Raw genomic sequence first — 18,583 nt, forward strand, 5'->3', positions numbered from 1 at the left:
TAAACCAATTGATTAAAAATTAATAATTTTATGTTCTTACTCAGTAATAATCTCTAAAAATGATTCCAGCACATAATCCAAAGCCACCGGGCAAGCAACTTATAAAAAGAATGTCAACACGTACCAAGTGGCTGATTCTGGCTCCTTTGGGACTAATTTTATTCAGTTGCGGCCTTTGGGTACTAAGCGAAGCGGCCCATCAGCGGCGTATCGGAGAGCCAACGCAGGTTTGGGTATTGCTCGGGTTGTACAGCCTTGGCTTAATTAACACCGGACTGATTTTTTTCGGCGAAGCACTCAGGTTTCGTATATTACTCGATGTTCGCCGGGAAACCAGACGCAGCATGCGCCAGCTTTTGCGTAAAGTAAATGCCAAAGAAATCCGTAAAGCACCTGCCCGAAAAGGCAAATCCGACAAAAAAACAAAAAGCCCTACCAAAACAGATTGACAGGGACTTGTTGATAACATAGTATCGGAGAGGCGTTTGATTACTGCTTGTTAGCTTCAAACTGTGCTTTGATAGCCTCAACGTCGACATTTCTTACTTCTGGCTTACGCAAAAGGTTTTTGATTGTTGCTGTACGATTATTTGCCACAGCTTTATTTCTACGACTCTTACGTTTTAGTTCCGTAACTCCCATTTTTAAAATTATAGTTTTGTGAAAGAGCCGCAAAATTAAGGAAAAATGCGTAAATAAAGTAGCGAATAGTCATAAAAATTGCATAACCTCTCTAACTTTACATTTTTAAATGCTGAATGTATACGTTTTATCCGTTACAATTTTCGGCTTCGGCGCTGAGCAGTAAGCGGAAAATGAAAATATCGGGAACTAAACATTTATAACAGCGATTGACTATTTGAAGATTTTTTAAATTAGAATGAGTAAACCAAGCCTTGCCCGCGGCACCCGTGACTTCGGTCCCGAACAAATGGTGAAACGCACCTTTATATTTGATACCATCCGACGCTCTTTCCAACGTTATGGATTCCAGCCTTTGGAAACGCCCGCTTTTGAAAACCTTTCTGTTTTGATGGGCAAATATGGCGACGAAGGAGATCAGCTTCTTTTTAAACTGTTAAATTCAGGCGATTTTAGCGGAAAACTTACGGATGCGGACTGGCATGCGGGTTACAAGCCACTGACAAGCAAGATTTCGGAAAAAGGTTTGCGTTATGATCTGACTGTCCCTTTTGCGCGTTATGTCGTCATGAACCGTGGTACGCTGGTGATGCCTTTTAAAAGATATCAGATTCAGCCGGTTTGGAGAGCGGATCGTCCGCAAAAAGGCCGTTACCGTGAATTTTACCAGTGCGATGCCGATGTTGTTGGCACAGAGTCGTTACTTTGTGAAGCGGAAATTGTTTTGCTGCTGCATGATATTTTGCCTCAGCTGGGTATTGAAGATTTTACGGTTAAAATTAATAACAGAAAAATTCTGACCGGTATTGCGGATATGATCGGCGCGCACGGACAGGAAGGAACCTTATGCGTTGCGATTGATAAACTTGATAAAATCGGAAAGGGAAAAGTGATCGATGAATTGCGTGAGCGTAATTTTTCAGAGGAGAGCATCGCGTTGCTGGATCCCGTTTTTTCTTTAACCGGTGGCGAAAATCCTTTTGCAGACTTACGGACCTGGCTTGCCACGTCTGAAATCGGTTTGAAAGGAATTGACGAATTGGAGCAGGTGTGGCAAATGGTTGACGCACTTGGCTTAAAAAATGCCCGCATTCAGTTTGACGTGACACTTGCCAGAGGGTTGTCTTATTACACCGGGGCGATATTTGAAGTGAAGGCCAATAATGTACAGATAGGCAGCATTTGCGGTGGCGGACGATACGATAACCTGACCGGGACTTTTGGTGTGCCTGGCATTTCGGGTGTTGGTATATCTTTTGGTGTGGACAGGATTTATGATGTGATGGAAGAGTTAAATCTTTTTCCGGAAAATCAAACGATCAGTACGAAAGTAATGATCTCGAATTTTGATCAGCAGGCGTTTCAATACGGTTTGTCTATTTTGCCAAAATTGCGCGAGGCCGGAATTAATACCGAAATGTATCCGGATTCGGTGAAACTGAAAAAGCAGCTGGATTACGCGGATCGCAAGAATATCCCTTTTGTAATCCTGATCGGCTCTGACGAAATCAGTACCGGGCAGCTTACTTTGAAAAATATGAAGACAGGGGAGCAGCAAAAGGGAACTGTTGAGGAATTAATAGCGGTTGTACAATAAACCGGACGGATTTATAAATAATAAACAATAGCATATAAGCTGACTGCCGGGACTGCCCCGCCGAAACCCCAGCTCATTTTAAAAAGATCATGAATAATATATTACGAATTGCAATACAAAAGTCAGGTCGGTTAAGTGAAGATTCTTTGAAACTGATCAAGGAATGTGGTATTCGTTTTGATAACGGAGCCGGAAAACTTAAAACGTCTGCTACTAATTTTCCTGCTGAAATTTTGTTTCTGCGTGATGACGATATTCCGGGTTATGTAGAAGACGGCGTTGCACATCTGGGGATCGTTGGAGAAAATGTTTCGGAAGAGTCGGACAGAGACGTAAATACGGTGCATAAGCTGGGTTTTTCAAAATGCCGTCTTTCGATTGGTGTTTTAAGAGAGCACGATTACAGCGGTGTTCAGGATCTTGAAGGGAAAAGTATTGCTACTTCTTATCCAAAACTTTTGGGTAAATATCTTGCTGAAAATAACGTTACCGCCCAGATCCACGAAATTAGTGGTTCGGTAGAAATCGCACCGAGTATCGGCCTGGCTGATGCAGTTTGTGATATCGTAAGCTCGGGAAGTACTTTGCTGAGCAACGGTTTGAAAGAAGTGCAGACGATTTTTAAATCGGAAGCGGTGATGATTGCGAGCAAGCATTTGACGGCTGAGCAGCAGGTGTTACTGGATCAGCTTTTGTTCCGTATCAAATCGGTTCAGGTTGCAAAAAATAACAAATATATTTTATTGAACTGCCCGACAAACGCAGTGGATGAAATTACTAAATATTTACCGGGCATGAAGGCGCCGACCGTAATGCCATTGGCTACTGAGGGCTGGTGTTCGATTCATTCGGTGATCAATGAAAATGATTTTTGGGAAAATATCGAAAAGATCAGACAGGCAGGTGCAGAGGGGATTCTGGTGATTCCAATTGAGAAAATGATTCTTTAAAATGTTGTCGGCTGGCAGCAATCGGCTTTCAGCTGGGTGATGAATACTAGTAATTATGAATATAATTTCTTATCCTGAAAGAAGTGAATGGCCGGATTTACTGACACGGCCTGTGCAGGATTCTTTGGCTATTGAAGGGAAGGTTTTACCAATTCTTGATTTGGTAAAATCGCGTGGAGATGAGGGTTTACGTGAGCTGGCGAAGAAATTTGATGGTATTGATTTATCAGAATTTGCTTTTTCACAGGAAGAATTTGATGCGGCTGAGGGACAACTGGATTCAACACTGAAAACAGCGATCCGCCAGGCTTATCAGAATATTTATACTTTTCACAAGGCGCAATTGCAGCCGGCTGAAAAGATTGAAACCATGCCAGGTGTTACCTGCTGGAGACGCAGCGTGGGCATCGAAAAAGTTGGGATTTATATCCCGGGAGGCACTGCGCCTTTGTTTAGTACGGTGTTGATGTTAGGAATTCCGGCACAATTGGCGGGCTGTAAAGAAGTGGTGCTTTGCACGCCTTCGAATCATCCGGCTATTTTATTTGCGGCAAAACTTGTCGGTGTTACGTCTGCTTTCAGAATTGGCGGTGCGCAGGCGATTGCAGCGATGGCTTATGGGACGGAAAGTGTGCCAAAAGTTTATAAAATATTTGGCCCTGGTAATCAGTATGTTACTACGGCTAAGATGTTGATCAGCAAAGAAGGTGTTGCTATTGATATGCCTGCGGGACCATCGGAGGTTGCGGTGTATGCGGATGATACAGCGGTGCCTGCTTTTGTAGCGGCCGATTTATTATCTCAGGCCGAACACGGTGCTGATAGTCAGGTGCTTCTGGTTTCTACGAGTGAGAAATTTTTAAGCGCTGTCAATGATGAATTGACCACACAGCTGGAACAGTTGCCACGGCGTGAACTGGCTTCGAAATCGATTGAAAACAGTAAGGCAATCCTGGTTAATTCAGCGTACGAAGCGATCGATATCCTGAACGATTATGCCGCCGAACACTTGATTCTGAGTGTGAAAGATGCAGAACTGGTTTCTGATAAAATTTTTAACGCGGGCTCTATTTTTCTTGGCAACTATACACCTGAATCTTGCGGTGATTATGCGTCCGGTACGAACCACACGCTGCCAACAAACGGTTATGCCCGTGCATACAGCGGTGTTTCCGTGGATAGTTTTGTGAAAAAAATTACGGTTCAGCATATTACCGAGGCCGGAATTAAAAACATTGGCCCGACGGTCGAAGCGATGGCCGAGGCTGAATCATTGGATGCGCATAAAAGAGCGGTCAGCATCAGATTAAATGCCCTTTTGTGATTATAATTTTCGAAAAATTATAACGCACGGAAAAATGTCGTATATTTGGAAGACTAATTTCTCGTCTTCTAAATTGATAGAAAAGATGACAGCATTTATGGTTAATGAGCGTTTGGGGGGCTATAATGTCCTTAAACATGCTGTGAAAAATGATTTCGATCTTGCATACCTTGCTGAAAACGGCATTCCCAAAGCGGCAATACAGCACCTTGCTGATTCCGCTGGTTTGGAATTGAAGGATATTATTTTACTTCTGCCCGTAACGCCAAGGAATTTGCAACGTTATAATGATACTGATCTGCTGAGCAATGTGGTTTCTGACCATCTTATTGCGCTGGCAGATCTTTTTTCCGTAGGCACCCGGGTGCTGGGAAGGGAATATTTTCTGGATTGGCTGAACCGCGATATTCTGGCTCTTGGCAGTGAAAAACCAATTCAGTTCCTCCGTACACACGCCGGAATTGAATTGGTGAAAACTGAATTGGGGCGTATCGAACACGGTATTTTTGCATAAATGGAATTATTCAGGATAACCAGATCGGAGTATCAGAATGATTTAAGCGGTATCGGGGCATATTATCATGGTGGCCGGTGGAATACTCCGCAAAATTCGATGCTGTATACGGCTTCACGGAGATCGCTGGCAATGCTGGAAATAATTGTGCACTGGCAACAGCCGAGTCCTCCGCAGGGTTATGTGGTGGTGGTGTTATTTGTACCGGATACGGCATCGGTGATCAACCTGACATATCCTCCGACCGACTGGTATCAGGATCAGCAATGGAGCAAGGAAGTAGGGGATTTGTGGCTTCAGAATAATGAGTCGTTACTGATGCGCGTGCCCTCAGCTATTGTGCCTGCCGAAAAAAATTATCTGATTAACCCGGCACATCCCGAGGCCGCTTCGGTGAAGGTCATCCATCTTGAACCTTTCCAGTTTGACAAAAGATTGTTTTAATAATCAATGAGATCAACCGCAGCTGCCGGCCTGATGCTCTCAAATAGCAATACAAATGAATAACTCTTTCGACCTGAACTCGGTCATTCGCCCCCACATTTTAACGTTGGCTCCGTATTCTTCTGCACGTGATGAATACACCGGTCATGCAGGTATATTTCTGGATGCCAATGAAAATCCACACGGATCTGTTACCGAAGCGCATTATAACCGATATCCGGACCCGTATCAGGCGGAAATAAAAGCGAAATTAAGCCCGATAAAAAATATCAGTACGAACCGTATTTTTCTTGGAAACGGAAGTGATGAACCAATCGATTTACTGATCAGAGCAACCTGCACGCCGGAAAAGGATCACGTGATTATCCTGCCGCCAACGTACGGGATGTATGAAGTAAGCGCTTCAATCCATAACGTGCAGATTGATAAAGTTTCTCTTACGACAGATTATCAAATTGACGTGGATGCGGTTTTAAAAGCGATTACACCGGACACCAAAATTATCTGGGTCTGCACGCCAAATAACCCGACCGGAAATGTGATGCAGGATAGCGCAATCGAAACGCTCCTGAATAACTTTAACGGCCTGGTTGTTGTGGACGAAGCCTATGTTGATTTCACGGATTCCGCTTCATGGATCGGGCGTCTTGACGCGTTCCCGAATCTGGTGGTTTTGCAAACTTTCTCTAAAGCCTGGGGACTTGCAGGGCTTCGTGCGGGGATGTGTTTCGCTTCTGCCGAGCTGATTAAGATTCTGAATAAAATTAAATCGCCTTATAATATCAGTCTGCCCGCACAGCGTGCATTATTGGAAGGTTTAAGTGCGGTGGAGAAAAAAGATGAAATGGTTAAAGAAATTCTGAAAGAAAGAGCTTATTTACGTACGATGCTGGAAAATTTATCGTTGGTGAATAAAGTATTTCCATCGGATGCCAATTTCCTGCTTGTGCAGTTTGACGATGCAAAGTCTGTGATGGCTTATTTGATCGATGAGGCGATCATTGTCAGGGACCGTTCCCGGGTACATCTATGTGAAGGATGTTTGCGGATTACGGTGGGTACGAAAGAGGAAAATGAGCTTTTGGTGGAATCTTTGAAGAAATTTAAACAAAATAGCGTAATTGCGTAAAACACTTTCATTCACACTATAACTAATTATTTTCCGCACCAACTGTTAAACTATGAAGAAACTAGCACTAATCTTTATTTGTACACTCTGCTTTGGATTCGCACAGGCACAAAATGACAACTGGGCTGTTGGCTTTAAACTGGGAGAGCCAACCGGAGTGAATATCCGTAAATATTTCAATAACATCAATGCCATCGATGTAACGATTGGTACCTATGGCATGCTGAAAGAAAGTTATAGGAATGACAAAGTAAGACCAAATGTCGGCTTGTCGGTACAGGTTCACTATTTGTGGCACACACCTTTGTTTAATTCTGAATCCGTTCACGTGTATTACGGTTTAGGCGGGCAGGTCAACAGCAGAAGTTATACCAAACGCAACGAAAAGACCAACGGTGCCGTTTCTTTAGGCGGCTCGGCGATCGGTGGTGTTGAATATTTTATCCCTAACAACCGTATTTCGGTGTTTCTTGAAGGAGGTACCTATGTAGAGGTCATTCCGGCTCCATTCTTTTTTAGTCCTAATATATCAGGAGGTATCAGATTTAACTTGTAGCGTCTGAACTTTTTAAATAAGATAAAAGGAAAAGCAGGCATTAAGCCTGCTTTTTTTGTAAATTGGTTCTGGTCATTTATAAATGCCATTTTTACTCCTCAAAATAAGTAAATTCCAACGTGTTCAAAGTATATAGCTCATCGGCTGGTTCAGGTAAAACCTACACCCTTACCAAGGAATATCTCAAACTTGCCCTGCATTCCAATTCGGATACCTATTTCAGGCAAATTCTGGCTGTAACGTTCACCAATGCTGCTGCCAACGAAATGAAAGAGCGTATTTTATTGATGCTCAGGATATTTTCGGGCGCGATGTCTTCGCCGGATCCCGAACATCCGATGCTTCGTGATGTGGTTACGGAATTGTACCCGTCTACCCTGGAAGACCCGGAACTTTATGCCGGTGCAAAAGAACTTATTTCAGGAAGGGCCCAGCTGGTTTTTAGACAGATTTTGCATCGTTATTCGGATTTCTCGGTCATGACGATTGATAAATTTACCCAGCGGCTTATCAGCAGTTTTACCGATGAGTTGGGTATTCCATTTGTTTTTGAAACACAGCTCGATGGCGATTTGCTGGACGAGGCCGTGGACCGGGTGCTGGCAAGAATCGGCCAGGAGGGTGAGGAAGTACTATCGGATATTGTCGAGCGATATTACCGCGAAAAGGCAGAAGAGGGAAAAAGCTGGGCTGCTTTGCCGATGCAGATCCGGGAGACTGCCGGAACCTTGTTAAGCGAGCAGAGCTATTTGCAAATGCAGCGTGTGGCGGAGCTTCAAATGGGCGACTGGGTAGCAATCCGGAATCAGATGCGCGCATTTGTAAAGGGTAGGGAAGATGCGATAAAAAGGCTGGCGACAAGCGGTTTTGAACTGATCGTCAATGAATATCTGTTGGACAAGGATTTCTATCAGGGAGGACGTGGAATATATGGTTATTTTAAGGATAGAAGCGAACGTAAAAACTTATGGACTGCCCCGAACTCTTATGTCAGCGGAAAAACCATCGGGGAGGATAACTGGTATGGCGCCAAAGCGGCTGCACCCATCAAAGATAAAATCGAGTCAATCCGGGTTGAACTCGAACGACTATATCATGAGATTGAAAATATAAGAAACGGAGAGTCGGAAAAAATAACGTTATACCTTCAGCTTGACCGGCATCTGTATAACCTGTCCCTGCTTGGGGAAATACGTAAGGAATTTGATGCACTTTTGAGGCAAAACAATCAGGTCCATATTTCGGATTTTAACAGGCGGATTCTTGAAATTGTATCAAAAGAACCGGTTCCTTTTATTTTCGAAAGACTTGGAGAAAAGTATAATCATATTCTGGTTGATGAATTCCAGGATACCTCAAAATTGCAGTTTGCCAATTTGCTGCCGCTGATCGAGAATGCGCTGGCTGATGGCTATTTTAACCTGATCGTGGGTGATGCCAAACAATCCATTTACCGTTTCCGCGGAGGTGATATGGATCTTATCCTGCATCTCGCTCAAAATCAGGTTATGCAGCTGGTTCCAATCCTTGGTGATAATATTTACAATGAAGAGCGATTATGGAGCGTTGACAGTCACTTGGAGATAGATCACCTGCGAACCAACCGCCGGAGTTTCCGTGAGATCACTACTTTCAATAATCAGTTTTTTGGATTTATTTCAGAAACAGTAGGGGAGGAATATCCGCTGATCAAAGGGGTTTATGACGAAAATTTCAAACAGGAAATTCCTCCCGGTGTTAACGAAGGTGGCCATGTTCAAATTGAATTTCTGGATATGCAGGACTATGGAGATGATTTTTCAGAGGTTGAAACAAAAAACGATGCGATTGTAACGAGAAGCCTGGAATTGATTTCTGAATTACGCGCAAGCGGTTATCAATGGCGGGATATCGCTATTTTATGCAGGAAAAAGAAAGAAGCAACGTCACTGGCGAATGCTTTAAAGGAAATCGGATATCCGTTAATTTCCGACGATGCTTTGTCGTTGGGTTATTCAAGATCCGTGCATTTTGTGATTTCTTTCATGGAAGTGCTTCACACGGATCAGCGTTTGAAACGTTATGAAGCTGCTTATTTGTTCCACCGTGTCATAAGGAAGGAAAATCCAACGGCGGAAGAACATGAAGCGCTTCGTTTGCTTTGCACCCAAAAAGGCCTGGATAGTTTTTTATCCTATTTCGCAAAATATGAAATGGAACTGACAGCCTTTCGCATGCGCCAGCTAACCGTTTTCGAGTTAAGCGAGTTGCTGATGCAAACTTTTGGCCTTTTTGAGAATAAGACAGAAAACCAATATTTATTCAGGTTTCTGGACGTCGTGCTGGAATTCGGAACGAGACGAAGTAATCACCTGGGTGATTTTCTTCAGCATTGGGAAACGGCCAAAAATAAGCTTTCCATTACCATTCCGGCAGATACGGATGCCCTCAGAATCACTACGATCCACAAGTCAAAAGGCCTGGAATATCCCGTGGTTATCGTTCCATATGCGAACTGGAAAGTGACCCCGAATGCAAAACTGGACAGGCTATGGATCGATCTGGATGAGATTTCCTACGACGAATTGAGCCTCGCCGACGATAGTGCGGAGGAATTACCGGATAAAAAATTACGAAGTTCTCTTGTCTCCGTCGTTAAAGACTTGGAAAATACGCTGGTGGCTGATCAATACCGGGATGAAAAAACAAGGACGCTGGTTGAAAACCTGAATCTGCTTTACGTGGCATTTACCCGACCCGTGCAGCGGCTTTATGTTTTGGCTAAACGCGAGAAAAACTGGAAACAATCGACTTTGGTGAGTACCTGGATGCACGACTATCTGAGCGTGCCGGAGTCAGTGCCGACTTATGACGAGATCGAAACGCGGTATGTTATTTCCCAGGGGGATGATCAATGTTTTCATGCCCATTCGAAAAACAATTCGGAATCTTTTGTTATGGATCAAGTGATCAGCAATGACCGGAGTGAGTCGCTGAGACTTAGGCGAATGGCCGATCGGATTTTTGATATTGAAACCTTTGAACGTAAAAAGGATCATTTGCAAAAAATGCGTCACCTGCTGATCAGGATGAATCTGATAAGCGATTTACCCCAAACCGCGGGTCAGTTGGTTCGTGACGGGATTGTAACGCGGGAAGAAGCGAAAATACTGTATGTACAACTTACCGAATTATTCAAAAACGACTCGATAAGCAGCCTGTACGACGAAAATGCCAAAGTGCAGATCAATAAAGAGCTGCTGCTGCCCGGCGGCAAAATGCTGCATGTCGACAGGCTTGTCGAGCTGCCGGATGAAAGCTGCGTTTTTATGACTTTTATAGCAGGTGTCGGGAGCGACCAGGCGCGCAATCACTTAAAAAGACTCGTCAAAATATATTCAAATGAAGGAAAACAGGCCAGAGCGGTTTTGATTACATTAGAAAACGATGGCGTTGAGTGGATATCCTCAAATGAAGCTTAAATCATGTATTGCAATTATGAATATTGAAATAAGAGAAATTCAACCAAGTGACGATGCCGAACTGGCGCTGGTTATCAGGCAAACGCTTAAAGAATTTAAAGCTGACAAACCTGGTACCGTGTATTACGATGCCAGCACGGATCACCTAAGTGAGCTGTTTACCGTTGCGAACAGCGTGTATTTTGTGGCGATACAGGACGGAAAAGTGCTTGGAGGTGCCGGTATTTTTCCAACGGATGGATTGCCGGAAGATACATTGGAACTTGTGAAAATGTATCTTCTTCCCGAAGCGCGCGGGCAGGGGCTGGGAAAAACCCTGATTTTGAAATGTATTGAGGAAGCCCGTAACAAAGGTTTTAAAAGAATTTACCTGGAAACGATGGCAGCGCTTGAAAAAGCGGTCAAGGCTTATGAAAAGCTGGGATTCAGTTTGTTGGATGCGCCGTTGGGCAACAGCGGTCATCACGCCTGCGAGTTATGGATGGTTAAAGAAATTAAATAATGCTCATTCGATAAACCAATAATCCAGCTTCAGGTGAAATTCCTTGGTTTTACCTGAATTAAAAACGGCTTCACCACGCAGTCCGGCCAATTCATTGGTGCCGCTTCCGACAACGACTTTTTTTGTGGAAGTGAGCGTCCCATTTTCAAAAATTCCTGAATGTTCGAGGACGAAACTACCGGATTTGCCGGCAAGCTCGCCGGTAAATCTTTCCAGGCCGTAAACGGAGGCTTTTTTTTCGTTCAGATAGTTTTTGAGTTCCATCAATACGCTTTCCCCCGATAGCTCACCCTCATAAAAAATAAAGAATTTGCCGGTCGTGAGTTTTTGACCATTTTCATTTTTACTGAAAGATTCTTCATATCCATCCGTGATATGGAAAACAGCAGAGGCGGATAACTTCATCTGTCGGATCGGTGATTAGGTTGATTCCCAAAAATAGGAGAAAACCGATTAGGTTGTTAACTTTTTGAGGATTTATTCCGACCCCGGAAATGATCAGGCGTATTTCATTTAATAGAATATTTCCGATATTCAGCCCTGTGGTTTCTATGTCACGTTAGCTTATCAGCGAATGCAGAAAAACACAGCTTTTATGAGGCGAAAACCGGATGAAATATAGTTCGACTTCATATTTTTAGTGATATTCACGAAAAATTAGAGATTTTGTATTTCACGACGCTTCGTTCCAATATTGTTTTATGCGTTTTTCTTTCCAACAACAGGTTTTTACAGGCGTCATTGTCTCCATACTGCTTGTAATAATCGTCGGTTATACTTCTTTTAATGCGATTATCCTGAATCAGGAAAATGCCGGTTGGGTGGATCATACCCGGGATGTAATAAAGGCATCGGCGGAGGTCAGAAATCAGCTTCTGACAGCTGAAACAAATTTAAGGGGATTCGCCTTGTTGAAAAACGACAACTTTGAAAAAACGCATAGCAACGCAAGCGAAAAGGTTTGGAGCCAGTTTAATGTTTTGCAGAAACTTGTCATTGATAATGCGTCTCAAACAGCCCGGCTGGATACTTTATCGCCGATTATAAGAAACAGGCTGGATTTAATGTCCGCACAGCTGGAAATGCTGAAAGAAGGGCGATACACTTCTGACTCCCTGAAAGCCATGGTTTTGAGTGGGCAAAGAGTTTCCTCACAACTGAAATTTTATTTCGACAGAATAGAAAATACGGAAAATACTTTGCTGAAACTGCGTGAGGATGAGGCGGCGATCAGTTCAGACCGTGCAAAGCAAATTATCCTTGGCGGAACGACTGTTTTTTTGCTGGTCATTTTTGTTCTTTTCTATTTTATCAGGAAGACCTACATGGCCCAGATCAGTTCGGAAAAGGGAACCGTAAAGGCTAATCAGGAACTCGCTATTCTTTCACGCGAAGATCAACGTAAAAACTGGATCTTATCGGCGGCGGTTGAGGTGAGTGAAGTGATAAGAGGGGAGCCTGGGGAGGAGGAACTGGCCAAAAAATTTATTGAGAGAATTGCCGAAGTTACAGGAGCGGCCACGGGTGTGCTCTATGTTGTCAATCATTTGGGGAGTGTCTGGGATCTGGCGGCTACTTTTTCGGTGGAGCACAATGACGAGCTTCCGCATTCCGTCACAAAGGACACGGGTGTTTTGGGACAGGTAATTTATGAAAAACGAAGTCTTAAACAACTTGCAGTTGCGCCGGGATATCTTAAAATTAAAACGGGATTGGGTAATGCAATGCCGGGAACGGTTTTGATAAAATCGCTGATACAGGGCGGTAAAGTCGTTGCCTTGCTTGAATTGGGTTATCCGGGAACATCGGATGATAAGGTTATTCAGTTACTGGAAAGAATATCCGATGGTGCAGCCATTGCTTTTTCAGCGGCCAGAGAGCGTCAGCTGATGAAGGAACTCCTTGATAAAACACAGCTCCAGGCGGAGGAACTTGAAAGCCAGCAGGAAGAATTAAGGGTTACCAATGAAGAACTGACGAGACAGACCTCGTTATTGCAGGTGTCAGAAGAGGAGCTTCGGGTACAGCAGGAGGAGCTGAAACAGATCAATACCGAGCTGGAAGAAAAAGCATTTTTACTGGAAGAGCAAAAAAGTACGATCGAGGAAGCACGCGATCAGGTGCAAAGAAAAGCCGATGAGTTGGAAAGAACGGGCCGGTTCAAAAGTGAATTTTTGGCTAATATGAGTCACGAGCTAAGGACTCCTTTGAATAGTATTCTGATCCTTTCGAGGATTTTATCTGAAAATAAAGGGCTTCGGATGAGCGATGAAGAGCAGAAATACGCTGCTGTTATCAATAATTCGGGGAATGATCTGCTTACACTGATCAACGACATCCTGGATCTGGCAAAAGTTGAGTCCGGGAAGATAGAGCTGCATGTCGAGGAAATTAATACAGAATTGCTTATTGTTGAGATCAGGAACACATTCCAAAAAATTGCTGAAAATAAAGGGCTTGACCTGGAACTTGTCCGGGGTGAAAACTGCCCCGATACCCTGTTCCTGGATCATGTCCGGATATTACAGATCCTGCGCAACCTGCTTTCCAATGCAATCAAGTTTACCTCAGCGCCGGGAACGGTATCGCTGATTATTTCTCAATGGGATGGCAAACTGCATTTCGAGGTTCGGGATACGGGAATTGGAATTCCTGAAAACAAGCAAAAAGCCATTTTTGAAGCTTTTCAGCAGGCCGATGGATCAACGAGCCGGAAGTATGGCGGAACTGGTTTGGGCTTATCGATAAGCCGTGAGCTGGCCAACATTTTCCAGGGATCTATTACTTTAAAAAGTGAAGAAGGAAAGGGTTCGTCGTTTACATTGATCATTCCATTGCAGGATGCGTTAAATACGGTGCCGGAAGTTATCGCTGAGCCGGTTGTAAAAGTTGAGGAGATGAAAAATACCCCAATAAAACCCGTCGTGTCCACGGAAAATGTAAGGATAAACAGGCTGTTGCTGATCGAGGATGATCCGATTTTTGCCGAGGACATGGCCAGTAAGGCACGTGACAATGGTTTTGAAGTGGTTGTGGCCGGCACGGGTTTTAAAGCGTTGAGTTTGGTTCAAAGTTTCAAACCCACAGCGATTATTTTGGATATGCACCTTCCTGATATTTCGGGCGACGATGTTTTAAAAGAACTGAAAGCGGATCCTGTAACCCGGCTTATTCCTGTCCATACGGTTTCAGCGGGCGACGAAAGCATCGCGAAGGTACTGCAAGAGGGGGCGATCGGATTTATGCAAAAACCGGTAGACAAGAAGTCGGCGGAAATTATCTTTGACCTGCTTAAGCTGGAAGGCTCAAAAACAGAGCGGAAACGTATTTTACTCGTTGAGGACGATGCGTTCCAGAGCAAACATTTTGGCGATTTTCTCGAAGAAAATAATCTGTTTGTGCTTTACGCATATTCAGGTGAAGAGGCGCGGCTGTTGCTTGAACGAGAAGTTGTTGACGGCATTATTCTGGATATCCGATTAGCGGATATCAACGGTCTGGATTTACTGGATCAGATCAAGGCTGAACCGCAATGGGCGGGCATACCAGTGATCGTGAATACTGCGGAGGATCTTTCACAGGAGGACCTGACCCGGGTGATGCGGTATTCACACCCGGTGGTGATGAAAACGCGCAAATCGAATGAACGCCTGCTGGATGAAGTTAATCTGTTCCTAAAAAAAATACAGCCTAAGCCAGCGCCTTCGATTCAAAAAACACAACTGTTCAGTAACCCGGTGGTACATGCCGATCGTGTTTTTATTGGCAGAAAAGTGTTGCTGGCCGACGATGATATGCGTAATATTTTTGCACTGAGCGCTGTGCTGGAAGAGGCCGGATTCTCAATTGTTATTGCGATGAACGGCCGCGAGGCTTTACAGAAACTCGGAGATACCGATGATATTGATTTGGTTTTGATGGATGTCATGATGCCGGAAATGGATGGTATCGAAGCGACGAAACGGATTCGTAAGGAACAAAAATGGAGCAATTTGCCAATTATCGCCGTCACTGCCAAGGCGATGCAGGGCGACCGTGAATTGTGTCTGGCAGCAGGAGCAAACGATTATATCTCGAAACCTGTTGACGTGGACAAATTATTGTCATTAGTAAAAGTTTGGTTACATTCATGATCGTACTGGAATATCAGGAACTGGAATTGTTGATTGTCAGGGTTCGTGAAATATCGGGCTTTGATTTTTCCGGTTATGCGCGGCCCTCGTTGCTGCGCCGGGCTGCGAGATACCTAACCAAACATGCCATGAGTCTTTCCGAGCTTATTGTACACCTTGAACAGGGCGGGAAAGTAGTTTACGATTTCATTCAGGAACTCACGGTCAATTATTCCGAAATGTTCCGGGATCCGGATTTCTTTATCAGTTTAAGATCCGAGGTTATTAGCTATCTGGAATCATTCCCAGCGATCCGGATCTGGGTCGCTGGTTGTGCTTCGGGCGAAGAAGCTTTTTCGATGGCTATTCTATTGAAGGAGACCGGATTATATAACCGTTCCTTAATCTACGCCACTGATTTGAGCGAGCGCGTTTTGTCTTCCGCCCGCGAGGGCATTTTTAGTTTGGGACATATGCGTACTTTTTCGGAAAACTATTTGTTGGCAGAGGGGAAATACTCTTTATCAGATTATTATCATGTGGCTTATGGTCAGGCGGTGATGGTTCCCGACCTTCGGAAGAACCTTGTATTTTCGCTCCACGACCTGACCGGTGACGGAGTATTTAATGAGTTTCAGATGGTGAGTTGCCGGAACGTAATGATCTATTTTAACCTGGAACAGCGTCAGAAAGTTTTTAGGTTATTGTACGAAAGTCTGGCTATGTTTGGTTTTTTATGTCTCGGAAAACGTGAAACCCTGCGTTATTCTGGGTATGAAGAGCATTTTCGTGTCATCGATACCCGACTAAACATTTACCAGAAAATCAAATGATAACCGCAAAAAAAAAACCTCTAAATCTGATACTCATGGGAGGATCATCGGGGAGTTTTGCGCTTTTTGAAGAAATAATAAAATTGGTTACAAAACCGTTACCCTGTGCTTTGATCTTTGTTTTGCATCGTGGAAAATCCAGTTTGTCAGAGCTTCCGGTGTTGTTTAATTCAAAAACAAAAGTAAGAATGGAGGAACCGCAGCATCTTGATTTACTGGATACAAACTGTATTTATTTCGCCGTGCCCGACTATCATTTGTTAATTGGCCCGGACCAGCGATTTTATTTAGACGCAGCTGAAAAGGATTTTTTTTCGCGTCCTTCCATTGATGCCACTTTTATTTCCGCAGCCCAGTCGGGCATACCGATCAAGGCAGCCATGTTATTTTCCGGTGCCAGTGAGGACGGGGCAAAAGGAATCAGACAAATTGCGGAAGCGGGTTTTCGTACCTATGTGCAGAACCCCGATTTCGCGGAAGCACAAAAAATGCCTTTGGCAGCCATCGATGCATACGATAAACACCAAATTTTGAATGAAGAAAATCTGTTTGAAGAAATTAGAAGTATCCTATATAGCCACTCAACTTAAATAATGGAAAATACGAAAATTCTGCTGCTGGATGACCGGGAAGAAAATTTATTATCACTGAAAGCGATTCTAAGCAGGGACGATATTACCATTTTCGCTACCACATCACCCAATGAGGCGTTGCGTATCGTTTGGGAAAATGAAATATCTGTGGCTTTGGTTGACGTTCAGATGCCGGGGATGGACGGTTTTGAGTTTGCTGAAACGCTAGCTTCAAATCCTAAAACCAGGGAAATTCTGATCGTTTTTGTAACGGCGATTTCAAAAGAAACGACCTACGCCGTCCGTGGTCTGAGGACCGGAGCGGTTGATTATCTTTACAAACCTCTTGATCCATATATCACCAATGCCAAGGTTGATTCTTTGATCCGTGTGGCAAGAAGTCAGCGGGAAATAAGAGAGAAAAATAAACTTCTTGAAAACTACGCTACCATTGTCACAAATTCGCCTGATATTATCGCAACGGTTGCGCCGGATTCAGGAAGGATATTGTCAATAAATCCGTCTGTACAAACAATTTTAGGCCTGAATCCAGCCTCGCTGATCAACATTTCGATGCTGGATTTATTGGTGGAAGCAAACCGTTCCGGCTTGCAGACTGTCCTTGTGAACCAGAGTTATATGAGTGGGGAGACGATCGTGGTAGAAGACCAGTTTGTAGGCAAACTCAGTCAGCCTGTTTGGCTCGAACTTCGGATTATGTACAAAAATCGGCTTCTTTTTATCAACCTGCATGATATTGAAAAGAGAAAGGCGCACGAACTAGCGCTGGTCGAAGCAAGAAGTCTGGCCGATAAATCAAGAAAGGTCAAGGAATCCTTCCTGGCCAATATGAGTCACGAAATCCGCACGCCTTTGAATGGTATTATCGGGATTGGCAATTTGCTTGAAGCTACGGAACTGGAAACTGACCAGCGGGAATTGCTGGACATGCTCCTGAATTCGTCGGGCTCGCTTTTAAATATTCTGAATGATATTCTTGATATCTCGAAAATTGATGAAGGGAAGTTTTCAATATTGCCAACGCCCACGAACCTGCTTGTCCTTGGCAAAGGCATTATTGACCTGATGCGCTTTAAGGCTGATGAGAAAAGGTTGGAACTGAGCCTGAAATATGACGAAGAGATACCGGGAAGTGTATTGATCGATGGCATGCGCCTCAATCAGATTTTAATGAATCTGGTGGGTAATGCACTGAAATTCACACACGCGGGTCATGTGCGATTGAAAATTGAATACCAGGGTATGGAAGGCTCTTTTCACAAGATAAGACTGGCGGTAGAAGATTCAGGAATTGGTATTTCGGAAGACCGTATCCCGGCGATTTTTTCGGAATATGGACAAGCGACGCAGGAAACTTCACATAATTATGGTGGTACGGGATTGGGTCTGACCATTTCGCAGAAGCTGGTGCTGTTGATGGGCGGCGATCTTAGGGTAACGAGTCAGTTCCAAAAAGGGAGTGAATTTTATTTTACCCTGTTGCTGAAAGACGCTAATCAGAAAATGAGTGAAAAGGCACCCGTTGTCTCATTTAAAAGTCTAAGCCCATTTTTTGGCAAAAAGGTTTTGATTGCAGAAGATAATCATATCAATGCGTTGCTGATCAATAAATATTTAACAACCTGGCTGATTGATGTGACGCTGGTCGTCAATGGAAAGGAAGCGATCAGGGAACTTCGGGACCAAACTTTTGACCTGATTATCATGGACACCCGGATGCCGGAAATGGATGGATTTCAAACGGCACAGTATGCCAGAAAGGAATTGGGAATTACCACACCCATTTTGTCGCTCTCTGCCACGGTGCTTGAAGAGGATATCCGTCAGGCGCTGGAATCGGGTATGAACGATACTTTATCCAAGCCTTTTGAGCCTGTCCGGCTTCACGAGAAAATTGGGCGGTTACTTGCAGAATCGGTTGTCTGA

Annotated in this window: 15 protein-coding genes; 14 read left to right on the top strand and 1 reads right to left on the bottom strand. The window is 44.0% G+C overall.

Annotated features, from left to right (window positions below):
* Positions 1–110: 110 nt before the first annotated feature.
* The 10 genes from RB622_RS23860 (at position 111) to RB622_RS23905 (ending at position 11,119) form a co-directional block, all read left to right on the top strand.
* A complete protein-coding gene (locus RB622_RS23860) occupies positions 111–449 on the top strand; it encodes a hypothetical protein (RefSeq protein ID WP_308049237.1) in 339 nt (112 codons plus the stop codon).
* A gap of 431 nt (positions 450–880) precedes the next feature.
* Positions 881–2,239, top strand: a complete 1,359-nt coding sequence (gene hisS, locus RB622_RS23865; RefSeq protein ID WP_308049238.1) for a histidine--tRNA ligase — start codon at positions 881–883, stop codon at positions 2,237–2,239.
* Positions 2,240–2,328: 89 nt separating this feature from the next.
* Positions 2,329–3,189: an ATP phosphoribosyltransferase gene (hisG, locus tag RB622_RS23870; RefSeq protein ID WP_254560389.1), complete on the top strand. Its 861-nt coding sequence runs from the start codon at positions 2,329–2,331 to the stop codon at positions 3,187–3,189.
* Between the two features lie 55 nt (positions 3,190–3,244).
* Entirely contained in the window at positions 3,245–4,513 is a 1,269-nt protein-coding gene (gene hisD / locus RB622_RS23875) for a histidinol dehydrogenase (RefSeq protein WP_308049239.1), read from the top strand.
* A gap of 85 nt (positions 4,514–4,598) precedes the next feature.
* Complete coding sequence (locus tag RB622_RS23880; protein ID WP_308049240.1) at positions 4,599–5,027, top strand: antitoxin Xre/MbcA/ParS toxin-binding domain-containing protein; 429 nt, start codon at positions 4,599–4,601, stop codon at positions 5,025–5,027.
* Positions 5,028–5,471 (top strand): RES family NAD+ phosphorylase, encoded by a 444-nt coding sequence (locus tag RB622_RS23885; RefSeq protein WP_308049241.1) that lies wholly within the window; start codon positions 5,028–5,030, stop codon positions 5,469–5,471.
* Positions 5,472–5,526: 55 nt separating this feature from the next.
* On the top strand, positions 5,527–6,600 hold the full coding sequence (gene hisC, locus RB622_RS23890) for a histidinol-phosphate transaminase (protein WP_308049242.1): 1,074 nt from the start codon (positions 5,527–5,529) through the stop codon (positions 6,598–6,600).
* Positions 6,601–6,652: 52 nt separating this feature from the next.
* On the top strand, positions 6,653–7,156 hold the full coding sequence (locus RB622_RS23895) for a hypothetical protein (RefSeq protein WP_308049243.1): 504 nt from the start codon (positions 6,653–6,655) through the stop codon (positions 7,154–7,156).
* 119 nt (positions 7,157–7,275) lie between these two features.
* Entirely contained in the window at positions 7,276–10,617 is a 3,342-nt protein-coding gene (locus RB622_RS23900; protein WP_308049244.1) for a UvrD-helicase domain-containing protein, read from the top strand.
* A gap of 16 nt (positions 10,618–10,633) precedes the next feature.
* Entirely contained in the window at positions 10,634–11,119 is a 486-nt protein-coding gene (locus tag RB622_RS23905; protein ID WP_308049245.1) for a GNAT family N-acetyltransferase, read from the top strand.
* 3 nt (positions 11,120–11,122) lie between these two features.
* On the opposite strand, the gene RB622_RS23910 is transcribed toward RB622_RS23905, so the two are convergent.
* Entirely contained in the window at positions 11,123–11,524 is a 402-nt protein-coding gene (locus RB622_RS23910) for a DUF3224 domain-containing protein (protein ID WP_308049246.1), read from the bottom strand.
* Positions 11,525–11,820: 296 nt separating this feature from the next.
* On the opposite strand from RB622_RS23910, the gene RB622_RS23915 reads away from it, so the two are divergent.
* From RB622_RS23915 to RB622_RS23930, 4 genes are read left to right on the top strand one after another with little or no spacing between them, the layout of a single operon-like run.
* A complete protein-coding gene (locus tag RB622_RS23915; protein WP_308049247.1) occupies positions 11,821–15,252 on the top strand; it encodes a response regulator in 3,432 nt (1,143 codons plus the stop codon).
* Entirely contained in the window at positions 15,249–16,064 is an 816-nt protein-coding gene (locus tag RB622_RS23920) for a CheR family methyltransferase (RefSeq protein ID WP_308049249.1), read from the top strand. The genes RB622_RS23915 and RB622_RS23920 overlap by 4 nt, the downstream gene beginning before the upstream one ends.
* Positions 16,065–16,099: 35 nt before the next feature.
* Positions 16,100–16,654, top strand: a complete 555-nt coding sequence (locus RB622_RS23925; RefSeq protein ID WP_308049250.1) for a chemotaxis protein CheB — start codon at positions 16,100–16,102, stop codon at positions 16,652–16,654.
* A 3-nt stretch (positions 16,655–16,657) separates the two neighbouring features.
* A complete protein-coding gene (locus RB622_RS23930; protein WP_308049251.1) occupies positions 16,658–18,583 on the top strand; it encodes a response regulator in 1,926 nt (641 codons plus the stop codon).

It is taken from the genome of Dyadobacter sp. LHD-138 (assembly GCF_030929615.1).
Taxonomy (GTDB): domain Bacteria; phylum Bacteroidota; class Bacteroidia; order Cytophagales; family Spirosomataceae; genus Dyadobacter.